At 45.3% G+C, this 17,368-nt stretch carries 11 protein-coding genes; 7 read left to right on the plus strand and 4 right to left on the minus strand.

Annotated features, from left to right (window positions below; genetic code table 11):
- Positions 1-5: 5 nt before the first annotated feature.
- The 6 genes from ABD894_RS07345 (at position 6) to ABD894_RS07370 (ending at position 12,126) form a co-directional block, all read left to right on the plus strand.
- Positions 6-1,157, plus strand: a complete 1,152-nt coding sequence (locus ABD894_RS07345) for an efflux RND transporter periplasmic adaptor subunit (protein ID WP_345210355.1) — start codon at positions 6-8, stop codon at positions 1,155-1,157.
- 213 nt (positions 1,158-1,370) lie between these two features.
- Complete coding sequence (locus ABD894_RS07350; protein ID WP_345210356.1) at positions 1,371-3,104, plus strand: alkaline phosphatase D family protein; 1,734 nt, start codon at positions 1,371-1,373, stop codon at positions 3,102-3,104.
- 197 nt (positions 3,105-3,301) lie between these two features.
- Positions 3,302-6,769, plus strand: coding sequence for a discoidin domain-containing protein (locus tag ABD894_RS07355; protein ID WP_345210357.1), 3,468 nt, complete (start codon positions 3,302-3,304; stop codon positions 6,767-6,769).
- Positions 6,770-7,119: 350 nt separating this feature from the next.
- Entirely contained in the window at positions 7,120-9,648 is a 2,529-nt protein-coding gene (locus ABD894_RS07360; RefSeq protein WP_345210358.1) for a hypothetical protein, read from the plus strand.
- A gap of 356 nt (positions 9,649-10,004) precedes the next feature.
- Complete coding sequence (locus tag ABD894_RS07365; RefSeq protein ID WP_345210359.1) at positions 10,005-11,225, plus strand: BamA/TamA family outer membrane protein; 1,221 nt, start codon at positions 10,005-10,007, stop codon at positions 11,223-11,225.
- A 91-nt stretch (positions 11,226-11,316) separates the two neighbouring features.
- Positions 11,317-12,126 (plus strand): lysophospholipid acyltransferase family protein, encoded by an 810-nt coding sequence (locus ABD894_RS07370; protein ID WP_345210360.1) that lies wholly within the window; start codon positions 11,317-11,319, stop codon positions 12,124-12,126.
- Between the two features lie 31 nt (positions 12,127-12,157).
- Here ABD894_RS07370 and ABD894_RS07375 read toward each other — a convergent pair whose 3' ends face one another.
- The 4 genes from ABD894_RS07375 to ABD894_RS07390 form a co-directional block, all read right to left on the minus strand.
- Positions 12,158-12,343 (minus strand): hypothetical protein, encoded by a 186-nt coding sequence (locus ABD894_RS07375; protein ID WP_345210361.1) that lies wholly within the window; start codon positions 12,341-12,343, stop codon positions 12,158-12,160.
- 265 nt (positions 12,344-12,608) lie between these two features.
- Entirely contained in the window at positions 12,609-13,430 is an 822-nt protein-coding gene (locus ABD894_RS07380; protein WP_345210362.1) for a universal stress protein, read from the minus strand.
- A 9-nt stretch (positions 13,431-13,439) separates the two neighbouring features.
- Entirely contained in the window at positions 13,440-14,855 is a 1,416-nt protein-coding gene (locus ABD894_RS07385; RefSeq protein WP_345210363.1) for an inorganic phosphate transporter, read from the minus strand.
- A gap of 102 nt (positions 14,856-14,957) precedes the next feature.
- The gene (locus ABD894_RS07390) at positions 14,958-16,088 is read right to left on the minus strand and encodes a metallophosphoesterase family protein (RefSeq protein WP_345210364.1); all 1,131 of its coding nucleotides are present in this window, start codon (positions 16,086-16,088) and stop codon (positions 14,958-14,960) included.
- 180 nt (positions 16,089-16,268) lie between these two features.
- Between ABD894_RS07390 and ABD894_RS07395 the strand changes: the two genes are divergently transcribed.
- Positions 16,269-17,366 carry a zinc-binding metallopeptidase family protein gene (locus ABD894_RS07395; protein ID WP_345210365.1) on the plus strand — a complete coding sequence of 366 codons (1,098 nt, stop codon included), beginning with the start codon at positions 16,269-16,271 and terminating at the stop codon, positions 17,364-17,366.
- Positions 17,367-17,368 lie beyond the last annotated feature (2 nt).

Here is a 17,368-nt window from a genome sequence, read left to right on the forward strand (position 1 = left end):
ATACCATGCAATATATAAAATTGAAAAGAATAGTATTTATACTGCTCACGGCTTTTACGGCGGCATGCAGCAGTAAACCCGATAAACAGCCTGTAGCTGACAGCGCCAAAGTTGAAAAGCAAACCGATCCTACCGTTATAACTTTAACCGCGGCTCAAATTAAAAGTGCAGGCATTGAAACCGGTCCGGCCGAGATGAAAAACATGCACGCCTTGATCAAGGTGAATGGTACCGTTGATGTACCGCCGGAGAATGTGCATACGGTGAGTTTCCCGATGAGCGGTTATGTTAAGAGTAACAAACTGATACCCGGTATGCAGGTGCAAAAAGGTATGCTGCTGGCCGTATTAGAAGATCAGGCATTTATACAAATGCAACAGGATTACCTTGCCGCTAAAGCCAGATTGGAGTTTAACGAGGCCGATTACAACAGGCAGGTGGAACTGAACAAAAGCCAGTCGAACAGTCAGCGGGTATTACAGCAATCAAAAGCCGATTTTGAAACCCAAAAGGTAATGGTACGTTCGCTTGGCGAAAAGTTGCGCCTTGTAGGCATAAAGCCCGAACACTTGAAGGAATCAAACCTGTCGCGGTCCGTTGCTATTTATGCGCCGCTTACGGGTTATGTAAGCAAGGTGAATATTAATCCGGGTAAGTACATTTCTCCGGCAGATGTATTGTTTGAATTGATAGACCCAAGTGAGGTACACATTGATTTGCAGGTGTTTGAAAATGATGCCCAATACCTAAAAAAAGGCCAAACGGTATTATGTTCATCCAATGCCAATCCGGATAAAAAATATTCTGCCGTGTTGGAGCTCATCACCCATAATTTGGATGAAAATAAGGCCATCGAGGTACACTGCCACCTGGTAAACCCAACCCGCGATTTGCTGCCCGGCAGCTTTATTAATGCCGAAATAGCGGTAAGCAATCAGCAAGCAGCAGCCGTGCCCGACGACGCGCTGGTAACCTGGCAAGGTAAACATTACGTATTTGTAGCTACAAATAACAGCACTTTTAGTATGAAGGAAGTAGAACCGGGTAACGCGGTAGATGGTTTTACAGCTATAGGCACCAAACTGCCCGGCACCAGCATCGTTACCAAAAATGCTTATACATTGCTTACCATGTTAAAAAACAAGGGCGAAGAGTAGGGGTGTTATGCGGCGCTCTGCCTGATAAAAATAGTTGAGCAAAAGAGAGCCGGTAATTCTGATGAGGAGTTGCCGGCTCTCTTTATTTACGGTTATGATGATTTTGATACGCGGATATAGAGCAAGAGCAGCTAAACTTAATCAAACCATTACCCATAATTCACATCACGGCAATGTGTGCTTCTTAACTTCGAAGAAACATAAACTGCTCATATGGATAAGGAAAATTTACTTAATAAGTTAAGCCGCAGAAACTTTATACGCAACTCGGTAATTGCAGCCACAGGCGCCGTGCTGTTGCCTTCAACAATCATCAGCTGCCGCAAAGGCGATAACGACCATGTAGAATACAATGGCCAGGGATTTAACGAAGGAGTGGCCAGTTTTGACCCATCGCAGGATAGGGTGATCTTATGGACACGTTATACGCCTGCTGCTCAGGAGCAAGGCAATCCCGAAATATTTTTAGATGTAGCTAAAGATAAAGACTTTAAAAATGTAGTGGCAAGTCAGGCCGTAATTGTAGATGCCAACAGCGACCATACGGTACATGTTGACGTGAGTAAGCTGACATCCAACACCAAATATTATTACAGGTTCAGAAGCGAAAAAACGAAGACCATATCTATCACCGGTGAAACCAAAACCCTGCCTGCCGCGGGCGAAGCTACAGCAGTTAAATTGGCTGTTGTTTCCTGCGCCAATTTTCAGGCGGGTTTGTTTAACGTTTACGGTGCCGTTGCCGAGTCAGATGCCGATGTTGTAGTGCACCTGGGCGATTATATTTATGAATACCAGGCAGGCGGTTATGGTACCAACGGTACTACCGCTACTTTGAACCGTGCACACAAACCGGCCGGTGAAATTATTAAGGTAGATGATTACCGCGAACGTTACAGGCAATACCGCAGCGACGAGCAATTGCAAAAAGCGCACCAGTTAAAGCCATTCATTTGCGTTTGGGACGACCACGAGGTTGCCAACGATGCCTATAAAGATGGTGCTGAGAACCACCAGCCTAACGAGGGCGATTTTGCTACCCGTAAAATGAGCGCTATACAGGTATGGCACGAGTATTTGCCTGCCCGTGTACAGGACAATGCCAAGATATACCGCAACTTTGAGATAGCCGGTTTTGTAAACCTGGTGATGCTGGATACCCGCATTATTGGTCGTGATAAGCAATTGAGCTATACCGATTACTTCACCCAAACAGGTTTGGATAGCGCCAAGTTTTTGGCTGCCTGGCAAAACCCGCAACGCAGTATATTGGGGCAGGAACAAAAGAACTGGCTGGTTTCAAAAATAAACGGTAGCAGCAGTAAATGGCAGGTACTGGGTAACCAGGTTTTAATGGGTAAAATGTTTATACCTGCCGAGCAGCTGATACTTACCGCGCAAATTGCGGCAGGCAGTACCGATCCGGCTTTGTTTGCCCAATACAATAAAATACTTACCGAACTGGTAACCATTAAAACCCGCCTGCTGCAAGGCGACCCTACATTAACCGCCGCCGAAAAAGCAAGGGTACAAACCGTGTTGCCTTACAACCTTGATGCCTGGGATGGCTACCCGGTTGAGCGTGAACTGATCTACGCCGCTGTGAAAAACAAAAAACTGATCTCGCTGGCCGGTGATACGCATAATGCATGGTACTCTGTACTGTCGGACAGTAGCGGCAATAAGGCAGGTACCGAGTTTGCTACATCTTCAGTTAGTTCGCCGGGTTTTGAGGCCATTTTTGGCGACAACCCACAAACGCTGGCGGGTTTTGAACAGGCTAACGCTTTGTTGATAGATGACCTGCAATATGTTGATGCCTCAAAACGTGGTTTCGTAATGGCTACCTTTACGGCCACGGAAGCTAAATCAGAATGGAAATATGTGAGCACCATTGCCACTAAAAATACCGCGACGGTTACCGCTAAAACAGTTACCGAATCGTAGGTAATTGCGATACCAACATAAAAGCAAGCGGTCGAAGTAATTTTCGACCGCTTGTTTTGTTAAATGCTGGTACTCTGTCAGCTCTCCTGATACTAATTTGTGGTTGTAAAAAAGATGTTACATTATTTCGTTCCGGATTATAATTTATTTGAGTTTTAGCGTAGATTAGGGCGGGCCAATATTCATGGTCTAACTGAATGAACCTAATTAGTTTAGCGCGTTTACATGGTAAGCGTTCCCCTAAAAAAGTCAGTAACTTTTATGTTGGCTGCCTCGTGCTTTTATTGTTGGCACCAACAATGGTATTGGCGCAAAAAGATGTGTTAACCCAGCATAATAATTTGTACCGCACCGGCTGGTATCAGCAGGAAACAACGCTTAATACCAAAAACGTAAAACGCGGCAACTTCGGTAAAATATTCAGCCGCACGGTTGACGATCAGGTATACGCCCAGCCCTTGGTTAAGCTCAATGTAACCCTGCCTAAAGCTGGTAATAAGAACGTGCTTTTTGTAGCCACGGTAAACAATACCGTGTATGCTTTCGATGCCGATTCGTCCAATGTTGCCGACCCTTACTGGACGGTAAACCTCAACCCAAAAAACTCACGCGCGGTTAAAAACACCGATATGACGGGGGCCTGCGGCGGCGGCTACCGCGATTTTTCGGGCAATATGGGTATTGTAAGTACCCCCGTGATAGATTCAACTACCAATACCATTTATATAGTTGCGCGCAGCCTCAACACAACAACCAACGTTTACGAGCAATATATCCACGCACTTGATATCACCACCGGTGCAGAAAAGGCCAATAGCCCCAAACTTATCACCGCGCAAATTAACGCCGATGGTGATGGCAGTGTTGGTGGTAAGTTGAGCTTTGATCCGCAGAAGGAAAACCAGCGCTGCGGCTTGCTGCTTTTAAACGGTAATATTTATTTAGCCTGGGCTTCACATTGCGATTGGGGGCCTTATCATGGTTGGGTAATGGGGTATGATAAAATATCGCTCGCACAAAAAATAGTGTACAATACCACCCCGAAAGGTTACAATGGCGGTATCTGGATGAGTGGTGCCGCCCCGTCGGCAGATGAAGATGGTAATTTATATGTGGCCGTGGGTAATGGCTCGGTAGGTGTTGGCGATGACTTGGCCGACGTAACCAACCGCTCGGAAAGCGCTATCAAGCTTAAACCCGAGAACGGTACGCTTACCGTAAAATCTTTCTTCACCCCCAATAATATTGATGAACTGGAGGCTACCGATCTTGATTTCGGGGTGACCGAGGTAATGCTGATACCCGGCACCAAAGTAGCCATGACGGCCTGTAAAGATGGCAAGATCTACGTGCTCGACCGTGATAATATGGGCGGCTACAATGCCGATAGAAATAATCCATTACAGACAATCGATCTGGGTGTTAACGCGCATTTGCGGTCGTCGTTCTCTTACTACCGCGGCGAGAAAACGGAATTTGTTTATTCATGGTCGGAGAACGGTTTGCTCAAAGCCTTTCCGTTCGACAGGAGCAAAGGTATTTTTGATCTTGACAAAACCGTAAGCAGCGGCGCGCAGGGGCCAACGGGTAACAGCGGGGCATTCTTGTCGGTATCCTCAAACGGGTCGAGGGATTCTACAGCCATATTATGGACAACCTACGCCGCCAATGGCGATGCCAATCAGTCAGTAAGGCCGGGCATATTGCGGGCTTTTGATGCCAATGATGTAACCCACGAACTTTGGAACTCATCGGCCTACCAGGAAGATATTGTGGGTAATTACGCCAAGTTTAACTGCCCTACCATCATCAATGGTAAAGTGTATTTGGCTACGTTCTCAAACAAAGTAAACGTATACGGGCTTACCAAAACACCGCTCGATACCTGTAATTCGCCCAACATCGCCCTAAATAAAAAAGCAGTTGCCTCATCAACCGAAGGGATTGAAGAAACAACCGAGGATAAGGCCTTTGATGGCGACAACAATACAAGGTGGGCAAGTGAATCGGGTGTTGACCAGGAAAATATTTATGTGGACCTGGGCAGGCGTTACGACCTGTGCCGCGTAGTTTTAAAGTGGGAAGTGGCCCTGGGCAAAAACTTCGATATCCAGGTATCTGACGATGCCGTGAAATGGACCACCATAGCCGCCATTAAAAATAATGAAGACTTTGACGACTATATCCCGGTGAAAGGTACGGGCCGTTATGTGCGCATGAATGGTACCGAACGTGGTAGCCCGTATGGATATTCGTTATATGAGTTTGAAGTATACGGTACCCAAAGTGAGGGCGATTGCGCCGCGCCAACCAACCTAGAGAAGGTGAATATTTACGAAAATTCGGCCGTGTTGAAATGGGCACCTGCACCCGGCACAGGTTACAATGTAGAATACAAAGCCGTAGCCGCCGCCAACTGGACTACCGCGACCGCAACAACCAATACCATCACCATTCAGGGGCTGGCATGCGCTACCGATTACCTTTTCAGGGTGCAGGCACTTTGCGTGGGCGGTGGTAAAAGCACGTATTCAACGGTAGTGTCGTTATCAACCATTGCCTGTACTACGGTATGCGGCGCTTTGCCAACACGGTGGTCAACCCAGGATATTGGCGACGTAGGCATAGCCGGATCGGCTTGCTATAATACCGAAGTATTTGAAGTAAGCGGATCGGGCCGTAATAAAGCGCTCAACTCGGATGCCCTGCATTTTGCCTACAAAACGCTGGTTGGCGATGGCGAGATAAAAGCACGCATAGTAAGCATTGAATCGGGCGCTGCGGGCGGTATCATGATCCGCGAAAGCATGGCGCCCGGCGCTAAGTACGCGTTTATAGGTTTACTTAACGGTAATGCCATTTTTCAAACCCGTTTAAGTACCAGTGCCAATAGTATCACTACTACGGCAACGTCTATAAAAGCACCATACTGGATAAAGCTGGTAAAGATAAAATCGCTTTATACGGCTTATATTTCTGCCAATGGCGTTAACTGGATAGCTGTTGGTAAACCAGCCGAACTCGCCTTTGGGCAGGGCTTGCCGGTTTACGCGGGCTTATCTATTTCGAGTTACAGCAATACCACACTTTCAAAAGCGAGCATAGATAATTATATGTTTTCGGGGATTATGGAGCTGGAGCTGAAAAGCTTTACTGCCAGCCTTACGCTAAGTAAAACCGTAATGCTGGAGTGGGTTACCACACTCGAAAATAATATCAGCAAGTTCGTTATTGAGCATAGCGAGGATAACATTCATTTCACCGACCTGGCTACTGTCAACGCGGCGAACAGTGGCAAATTCATGAAGACCTATACTTACGAAGCGCTTCAACCCAAAAAAGGGAATAATTATTACAGGTTACGGATCATCAGTCTGGATGAAAAAACAAGCTACTCGGCACCTGTATATGTACGCCTGAGTGATTCAACTTCGCCTACCCTATACCCAAACCCGGCGAAAGAGAAGATCAATATAGCGCAGGGTAACGAACCTATCCGTTTTGTAAAGATCTACGACATTAACGGGTCGCTCATTAAAACCATAAATAACGAGGCTGCCAACAGCCAGGTGGTAACGGTATACAACCTATCGTTAGGGGTATACATAGCCGAAATACGAACGGCAACCGGTGTTTACCGCAAAAAGTTTATCGTAACAGATTAACGATGTATGGCAGTGTATTTATAGATCAGGTATTATAAATACACTGCTTTTTAAAGCGCAGCTATAGCCTGGTATTTTCCGTCCCCAAAGCTTTTCATGGCTTGTTCATTTTGTTCATTTTTGGTATTTTAAAACTTATAGGAATATTTAGGCCTTTTGCTAAATCAAATTGGCATTTACTCTCTTATAATTGTCATTAGGTTGTATCAACATATGCACAACTAAGGACTGCCACCCTTTTTATATTATTTTATATTGATTTAAGCTGCAAAACGAAAAAATTACAAGGTCAAATTGTGGACTTGCCACGATTTGATATGGGCACGATTAGGAAAGACAGAAGGGGATTTATGGCACGTATATCAATTTATCATATAGAATTACTTAAGAAGGAAGTGCTTAAGCATGCCGGGTTAACGCATATTAATCCGGGTGATTGCAGGATGATCTCCTTTAAGGTGATCCAAAAAACAAAACACCGCATTAGCGAAACAACGATAAAAAGGATATATGGCTTCGCTTTTTCAAAGTTCCAGCCGTCCTTATTTACCTTAGATTCGTTGGCTGAGTTTTGCAATTACCGGGATTGGGAGCACTGGCAGAAACAGGAAGAACCCGTAATAGACGAAGCATTGCCCTTTACATGGTCTGTCCTGAAAAAGAATGCCGAACGCATTACCGGCCATACCATTCAAACCTTGCGCAACAGGGCTGGCATACCTTTCCATTACACCATTTGCCGCGATTTTATAGACCGGCACATGATCAAGTTTGCACGATCATACCAAAATGCTACGGTAATTACTGCTCCTGCCGGTTACGGTAAAACCATAGCGATATGCCGCTGGCTCGAAAAACGGCTTGAAGAACGCGAATCTGCCGATACTTACCTGTTTTTTAACTGTGTTTCGCTCATGAGCGCGCAACTGGGCGGTAAAGACCTCCATAATTGGATGCAGGAGCTGTTAGGATATGGTAAACAGGATGATATACAAGCGCCGGAAGATATTGAGGGGCGCGGTACAGGTAATTTCTATTTTATTGTAGATGGCTTTGACGAACACCTGTTTAGGACGGGATTGTTCAACACCTTGCTGGCTCAAATTACAGAAGTGTTCAGTACCTATCGCGAACGCCGTTTTTTTAAGCTGATGCTTACCATGCGTTCATCAACCTGGCTTAATAACCGCGATGAGCTATTTGCAGGGCCGTACAATTGGTTCACGGGTTTTGTAACCGAAAACAGTTCAATTAACGTACCCTTGCTAAACGCTGCCGAGATCACCAATATTTCGGCACGTATTAACCCGGCAAGCATGGAGAATGCCAACCCGGTTACGATAGCCGAAAGTTTCAGGAACCCCTTGTTTCTCGAATTATATTACCGGCAACACCCTGCCGATTTTTCTTTTAAGCATATCGATCATACTTCGCTGTACGACCTTAACGCCCTTTTTGTGCTCAATAAGGTGTATTTAAGTACACTTTCGGATGATAAGGTGTTGCTTGGCGATGAGATTGTAAGCCGACTTGACCTAACGGCCAATGAAGATGGTGTAGATAAACGGAAGCTTTTATCCGGAATGCCCCCGCAGCAGGAGCGTGCCTATTACGAACTGTTGGGTATAGGTTTTTTAAGGGAAGTGCATGAGCCGGGCACAAATAACGATCATACGAGGGTACAATTTGGTAACCCGCATTTTACTACACATAGCATTGCCCGTGCCTGGTTAAAAGATAATAATGAGCGGTTTGATGACGCGCTGATAGAAAAGATAAACACTGAACTCGAAAACAGTCCTTACCGTTTGTCGGTAGCTAAGTGGTGTATAATTCATGCCATAAGAACTGGGCAGCAGGATAGTTTCGGTAAAATTACCGGGCTTAAGCTGGAACCCGATGAAAAAGCGGACCTGGTGGTTTTTCTGGGCGATCTTTTGCGTAACGAGTTCAAACTTTTTAACAGGAGCGAACTGCTGATCAACTATTTCGGTCGTCCGTTCAGTAAAGAAATGTTTGAGTACTTTTTCGGGATGGAGCTCATCAATTCCGACTATAAAAATACACTGCGCACCCTCCTGATGTTTAACCTGCCCGATCATAAACGGATATTGGTGAACACCGCTTTGGGGATCATCGCTGTAATTAACCTCGATCTGGAGGAACTGGAGAGTTGCATAGGTACGTTGAGGGATATCAGCAATGAAGCCTACAACCGTTTCCCGGTAAATCCGCTGGATTGCCTTTATGCACTGCTTCAATATTTTAAATACGGTATTGTAAATAAGGATGTACTGGCGGCCATCACACGTTTGCCATACAGCATGCCATCGTCGCAGCGTCAATTGATGCGCAGTGCTTCAAATGATATGCTTTGTTTGCTGGCTTGTTATACGGGTTATCTTTTTAATAATCCGCCAAAGCTGCTTCGGTTAGTTGAAAAGGTGAACAATGGTTATCGCAGTGTGCCGGTTAGTAATGCGCGTGATACTTACGCTTTCTTTATTTACATAGCACAGGCCGATGCCTATTTCAGGATGGGAGAGGCAGATAGGGTTGTGGCTATTTACGAAGCATTGCAATTCGACTATCGGGATTTCACGATGACACCATTCATGAACATTTTGCGGGCCTGCATGAAAATTAAAATGCTGGTAATTACCGGCCAAGAACACCTGATAATGCCTGAATTGGCTTACGTAGAAGATATAGCGGAGCAATCGGGCAGTAAGATCTCGAAACTGTACACCATGGCGCTGCTGCTGAAAAACGGTATCTTCCTTTCAGAATACCCCGAATTTAAAGAACAGTTCAGCTACGATATCCGCAAAATAAGCAGGGATAACGCGTTATTGCAGGAGAATTTTATTGAAGGGTAGAGTGTCGCCTTACAAATTTTGTCATTGCGAGAATTTTAATTCTTTTGAACTTTGAAGGCAAAATGACGATGGCTTACAACCACTCTCCACTGTCATGCTGAGGAACGAAGCATCTATCACCAACATGTATCGCGAAGAGGATTCTTCACTACGTTCAGAATGTCCCCCATTCCTCTTACATCTATTATTAAATCAGCATTAATTTTATCCCGTAAACAATTTTACAAATGGCGTGTTAAAATAGCACATCAGCAGCGCGACTATTGATCTATTAGGCACAGGGGTGCCGGGTGATGATAGCATGGGGGAGGGTACCACGTTAGCTTTATGGTGCAATATTAAATCAGCTCATTTTCATGATTAAAAAATTACTCATCATCATATGCCTTTTTCCGGCTATAGCGTTCGGTCAGGCCGCGTCAACTATTGTTGCCGATACCGTATCAAAACAGGATACCGCAAGGCAAACAGATTTGATTGACATAGCCAGGTCGCTTATCAGTATCAATCCTAAAAAGCCAAAGATCAAAAAGAGCCAAAAGGTATACTTTTCGGTATTGCCATTTGGCGGAACGGTACCCGGTGGTAATGGCAGAGCATTGGTTACCAGCACCACGGCCAGCATATATTTTGGCCCCTTGAAAACCACTACCGCATCTACAGCCACCTTTGCGCCATACTGGAACTTTAAATCGCGCTATGGTTTGCCGTTGCGCACAAGCGTATGGCTGCCCAATAACGAGTGGACTATTCAGGGGGATATCCGCTTTTTGCGTTACCCGCAGTTAACATGGGGTTTGGGTACCGCGCGTACCAATAGCGATAACGTATTGGTAAACTACAATTATATCCGTTTTTACCAAAGCGCGCTGAAGCGCATCAGGCCTTACTTTTTTGCAGGTATAGGTTATAATCTTGATTTCCATTCGGGGATAAAAAGCGATGATGTAAATAAAGACCTTAAGCAATTTACTAATTACGCTTATGGTACGGCGGGAAGTTCGTTATCATCCGGAATTTCCTTTAACGCGCTTTACGATACCCGGAATAATACCATTAACCCACTGCCCGGCGCTTATGCAAATATCATCTATCGTGTAAACCCTGATTTTTTGGGCAGTAACGATCATTGGACATCGTTATATATCGATGTTCGCAAATATGTGCCGATGAACCCGGGCAAACCATTGCAGCAAAATACGCTGGCATTTTGGTCGTACCTGTGGACGGCTTTTAATGATAAGGTACCTTACCTCGATCTACCAAGTGTAGGCTGGGATCCTAACAACCGCTCGGGCAGGGGTATCGATCAAAACCGCTACCGTGGCCGCACTTTGTTTTACTTAGAGAGCGAATACCGCAGGGATATTACCGATAATGGACTGCTGGGTTTTGTAGTATTTACCAACGTAAATACGGTTAGCGGTTCGGGTACGCTTTTCAAGTCATGGCATCCGGCTGTGGGTTCGGGTCTGCGGGTTAAGTTCAATAAAGGTACCAGCACCAATATTGGTATTGATTATGGCGTAAGTAAAGGATACAACTCTATCCTGCTGAACATCGGCGAAGCGTTTTAATTTTAAGCGAATATTGACTTACTGTAAATGTTAACCCTAAGCTTAACAGCAATGGGGGCGTAACTTTACACGGCACGCTTACTTTTACCGAATGGCAGTGATAAGCAAGAGTGATGTGGTAAAGGCAACAGGTACAGGTAATTTCCCCGGCTTGGCCTCGCTTTTAATGCGGTTGATCAAAATAGATGCTTTCAACAGCATGATGGAACAAGCCGGTGATTTAGATGGCGTAGCATTTACAAACTTTGTACTCAAGTTTTTAGGTATCACTATAGAGATTGATCCCGTCGATCTTGATAATATACCGAAATCGGGCGCATTTGTGGCGGTTGCCAACCATCCTTACGGCGCTGTCGAATCACTCGCTTTGCTTAATATATTGGTTTCAAACAGGGACGATACCTTGTTTATGGGCAATTTTTTACTGAAACGCGTGCCCAACCTCGCAAACTATATTATCGCCGTAAATCCGTTCGAAGCTATAAGGGACAGTTCCAGCATCAGCGGACTTAAAACTACCCTTGGTAAATTAAAAGAAGGTACGCCTGTAGCTATATTCCCGGCCGGTGAGGTATCTGCATTTGATTTTAAAACCCGTAAGGTGAATGATAGGGAATGGCACCCGGTAGTTGGTAAATTAATTGCCAAAGCTGGTGTGCCCGTGCTGCCTGTATATTTTCATGGTAATAATGGTTTGGGCTTTAGCTTGCTTCGCTATATCCATCCATCACTTCAAACTGCTATGCTGCCTGCCGAATTATTTAACAAGAAAGGATTGGTATTGCGTGTGCGCATCGGTAAGCCTATTTGCCCGCGTGAATCTGTCGCGAATAATGGTTCCGAAAATTTGTTATCCCTCATCCGTACTCAAACCTACGCGCTTAAGGCGGCGGCTTTATAAGCCCGAAGTTTATTTTAGGTTAGTAGATAACTTATTGCTCTTTATCGGCATCGTTGTTTTTATGCGCTTCCTGCTCTTCGGCATCCTTTATCTCCGTTTGGATGATCGCCTTCTCTAATGATTTCTCATCTTTTTGGTTGCGCATAATGAGCCATACCAGCAAGCCAACGGCAAGAACAACAACAACGATAAGCAGGGGGTAATTGATCTCTTCCATGATAGGGTTTCAATTGAGGGTAGACGTCGGGAAGGGATCGAACCTTAAACCTGCTGCCACCCAGCGCCCGACTATGCAGACATCACTATCTGCGGTTTTTCATGTGTTTAACAGGTTTTACTGTTATAACCTGCCAGGGTAAGCAACGTTAATCTCAAATTTGTCGATAAAGAACGGTGGCAGGTTCCCTTGTTGACGGCGCAAAGATAAAATGGCGGTATTAGGCAAATAATAAGGTTATGTTATGAAAAAGCACTGCCCGCAATTATTCGTGCAGTACCAGTATCGCTTTAACCGATTTATTCATCACCTGGTTTATTGTACTACGGGTAAACAAGCTGTACACTACATTATGGTGGTGTTTTACCAGGCAAAGTATATCCGGATCGTGCGATTGAATATATGACATAATCCCTTGGGTAGCGCTGCTGTTTTCAATATAATTAAACTCCAGTTCAGTATGTTTAATCAGATCGCGCAGGCGGGCTTCGCCGGTTTTAAGATGTTTATTGTCTGAACCTTCTTCAACATATAACACCTGCATTTTAGCCGAGCCAAATGCCTGTATCATTTCGTTAAGCGCGTTTACATCAACAGCCGATAAGCGTGTTTCAAAATCGGTTGCCAGGGTGATCATCGGTACTCTGGCAAACTTGCTTTCCATCGGGATGATGAGGGTTGGCATCTTTATTTTATCAACCACCATGGCCGCGTTGCTGCCCACAATGCCGCTAATGCCTGTAGCGCCGGTAATACCCATCACTAACAGGTCAACCTCGTTGGCATCGGTATAGCGGGTGATCACCGTTTTAAGGTAGCCAACATCACATAGCGTAGTTACTTTAACGCTTTCATACGCCGGGTCTTCTGAAAGGGGCTTAACCCATTCTTTCAGCGCCTCTCTTTTATTATTGTAATAGCTCTCTATAAAAATAGCGTTATAGGTGCTGTTGTTAATACCTTCGGTAGGGTGTATGGCATGTATAGCGCATACCTCGCGACCAAGTATGCTGGCCAGCTCCATAGCATAGGCCATAGCGTTCGCGGCACAAGGCGAAAAATCGGTGGCAACAAGTATCTGTTTCATTTTAGGTTATTAAATGAACAAGTGGAAAAACAGGAACAATAAAAATGCTAAAATAATAGCAACCGGCAAAGTAAGTACCCATGCCAGCCCTATACTACGTAAAGTTTGGTTATTAAGGTTGCCTTTACCGCCCGAAGCTACCATAGCGCCCGCTATACCGCTCGATAATACGTGTGTGGTACTCACCGGCAAACCGAAGCCAGTGCTTAAACCAATGGTTGAGGCGGCTACAAGTTCAGATGTTAAGCCCTGCGCGTAATTAAGGTGCTCGTTACCTATCTTTTCGCCAATGGTTACTACAATGCGTTTCCAGCCGATCATGGTGCCAAGCCCCAGCGATATGGAGATGATACCGATCACCCATATCGGCGCAAAATCGGTTACGTGCTGTAATTCGGTTGAGGCCGCTTTTAGTGCTTCTTTTTCTTTGTGTGTAAGTTTCAGGTTGTCATCGGCAGCAAGTGCCTTAATATCTTTAATTACCAGTTCTACCTGTTTACGGTAGCGGTAGGTTTTAGCTACTTCTTTCTCGTTCTTTTCGGCCAGCGATGCTTTAGCCTGTTTAACGGCCGCGGTTAAGGCGATAAGTTCGGCATCGTTATTTGTACCTGCCTTGTCGGCTATAACCTGTTCGGTTTGGTGCAATGCCGCGAATACCTTATCGTTCGCTACGGCATGGTTTACCGCGAAACGTGCGGGTAAGAATGCTATCAGGATCAGCATAAATAAACCTACTCCTTTTTGGCCATCATTACTGCCATGAAAAAAGCTCACCAATGTGCAAGTAGTTACCAGCAATAAACGGATAGCAATAGGCGGACGATCATTTTCGCCTTTAGGGATATGAAACAGCGCGTGCGATTTGGTAACGTGCTTAAGAAACAGCATCAGTAAAGCCGCCACGCCAAAGCCGATAACCGGCGATAGTATAAGCGATGAACCAATTTCGCCTGCTTTTTCCCAGTTAACACCAGGGCCCTGGTAGTAAAAGGTAAAGGCCAAACCGCCGCCAATCATGGCACCTATCATGGTATGCGAACTGGAGCAGGGAATACCGAGGTACCATGTTCCTAAATTCCAGATGATGGATGAAAGCAGTACCGAAAGTACCAGGCAGGCACCCACGCTGATGGGCAAGGTCATCAGTGAATCGAGCGGTACCAGTTTAAGTATGCCCATGGCAACGGTAACACCCCCAAGGCACACCCCTAAAAAGTTCCATAAGCCCGACCATGGAATGGCGTAAGCAGGGCGCAGGGCTTTGGTATATATTACCGTAGCCACCGCGTTAGCGGTATCATGAAAGCCGTTTACAAATTCGAAACCTATAACGGCCAGTATGCAAATAATAAAAACGAATAAAAGGGAACCTCCGAGATCAATATCACCTAAAAACGGAAGCGCTGCCAAAATGGGAGAGTGCATATGTTGAATTAGTGGCGGCAGGCTGTGGTGCCCGTACCGCATTACCAAATAACAACAATACAGTTTGCTTTAATGATAAGCCGGTGTTAGCAATTTGTTACGTTATTGTTTACTTGATGCTAAGTGATATTCAGCAAGTTTCACAGAGAACGAATCGGTTAAGGCAACAGCTTCGGGTGTAACTACATAATAGTTGCCGCTTAATGATAATCCATCGGCAGTTTTTTCAACGGCAATTTTTAAAAAGCCATGCCGGTCGTCGCAATAGGATTGCAGCGTTACATTGTCGAATAAGGGGTTATTCCCCGTGTATTGCGGATTATCGGTTAAAGCAAGAGCGTTTAGTTCGTCAAACCCACCTCCGCCTGCAACAATGTAGGGTACAACTACACCATCCGCATAAATTTTGCGAAAACGCTGGTAGTTGTGCACATGTCCGCTGAACACAACATCGGGTTTAATGCCGGTTTCGGTAAAAATATCTTCCAAAAATTCGATCATTTGCATGCTCGACCCATGGTTGGTATCGGCAGAATAAGGCGCGTGGTGAATGCAGATGATCAAAGCCTTTTCCGGTCTTTCTTCATTCGCGTTAATGAGTTCCTCAATGAACCATGCCTTTTGCTCGGGAGTGATAACACCATACTTAGGCACATTACTATGCAGACCGATGATATTAGCCAGGGGCGATGTCAATGTCCAGTACACATTAGGCTGAACCATGCTCTTGCGGGTTTTGGCCGTATCAAAGGCAATATCACGTGGTTCGGTATCGCAAAACACGGTAGTAAAAGCATCCAGACTGTGGTAAGGAACCGGGTTGGCCGGGTTTATATCCGTATCATGATTGCCCGCTATGGCGAATATCGGCCCCGGGTAACATTTGTACGGAGTAAAAAACTGCTGCTCGTAGTTTTCGGCTTCGCCGTGATGATAAACGATATCGCCTAAATGGTACAAAAACTTAGGCTGATCTTCCGGCAGTTCATTATACTGTTCGGCCATGGCCGCTGCCATTAATGCCTGCATATCGGGGTTGCGTGTACCGCCGGTATCGCCCACCATGTGGAACACGAGTTTTTGGCTGTTTATTTCCGGCTGAACTGTTTCGAGCGATAAATGGTAGGGGTAAGCGCCTGTTGGTGCCGGCAGCGGCTGAAACTTGTAGGTATCATCCGGCTGGTGACGCTTAAAAACAGGTGTTGTATATTTTGATGAAGAAGATATGCCCATATTATGCCGCAAAGTTAACTTATTGATATTAACATGGAGTTAAATCAAATAGTATGCTTGAGGGTGCCTGATTGCTGTATAAAAGTATCTATCCCAATTTTTCTATTTCTTAAAACCTTACGCTCTTAAATTGTGTTAACACCCAGGTTGTTCATGTAAAGAGCTGCCTTAAAACAGATTATGAAATTATTTAAATGTACCAATTGCGGTCAGCTACTATATTTTGAAAACAGCATTTGCGAGTGCTGCAAAAATGCTTTAGGCTTTATTCCGGAAGAATTAACGCTGGTTACACTGGCGCCGGTTAATAACGGTACATATACTTTGTACGCCGGTAAAAAGTCGTTACTGGGTGGTTTGCTCAAAAATAAAAAGCAGGCATACAAATACTGCCAGAATTTTCAGTTTGGTGTTTGTAACTGGCTTATCCCGGCCGAGAGCACCAGCGTTTTTTGCAAGGCCTGCGAACTTAACCACATTGTGCCAAACTTATCCGATCCGGAACATCAGCGTAAATGGCAGCTTATTGAGATAGCCAAACACCGCGTGGTTTATACTTTGATGCAGCTGAAGCTGCCATTGGTTAGCAAATTACAGGATATACAAACCGGCCTTAGCTTCGATTTTTTAACAGATGCCGATGCCATGCAGCGGGTATTAACAGGACACGAGAACGGGCTGATCACCCTTAATATTGATGAGGCCGATGATGATAAGCGCGAACTGTCCCGTAAGGAGATGAACGAACCTTATCGTACGCTTTTAGGGCATTTCAGGCATGAGATAGGCCATTATTATTGGGACAGGCTGATAGATAACAGCCAGTTTATTGACGAATACCGCCAGTTATTTGGTGACGAACGCGAAGATTACGCGCAGGCCCTGCAACGCCATTATAACGAAGGTGATGCGGCCGACTGGAACCTGAACTACATCAGCGCCTATGCCAGCGTGCATTCGTGGGAGGATTGGGCCGAAACATGGGCGCATTACCTGCACATAATTGATACGCTGGAAACCGCTGATGCTTTCGGGATCAGCGTGGCGCCGCGCATTGCCAGCAAAAGCGACCATGCGAACGCCATGATAAAAACCAACCCATACCTACAGCAAAACTTTCAGGAACTGTTGAATATGTGGCTGCCCTTAACCTTCGCCATGAACAGCATGAATCGCAGCATGGGCAATCATGATCTGTATCCGTTTATCATTCAGCCTAAAGTGGTGGAGAAATTGAGCTTTATACACAAGGTGTGTTACGCATCGCGAGTGAATTAGTA

It is taken from the genome of Mucilaginibacter gynuensis (assembly GCF_039541195.1).
Classification (GTDB): domain Bacteria; phylum Bacteroidota; class Bacteroidia; order Sphingobacteriales; family Sphingobacteriaceae; genus Mucilaginibacter; species Mucilaginibacter gynuensis.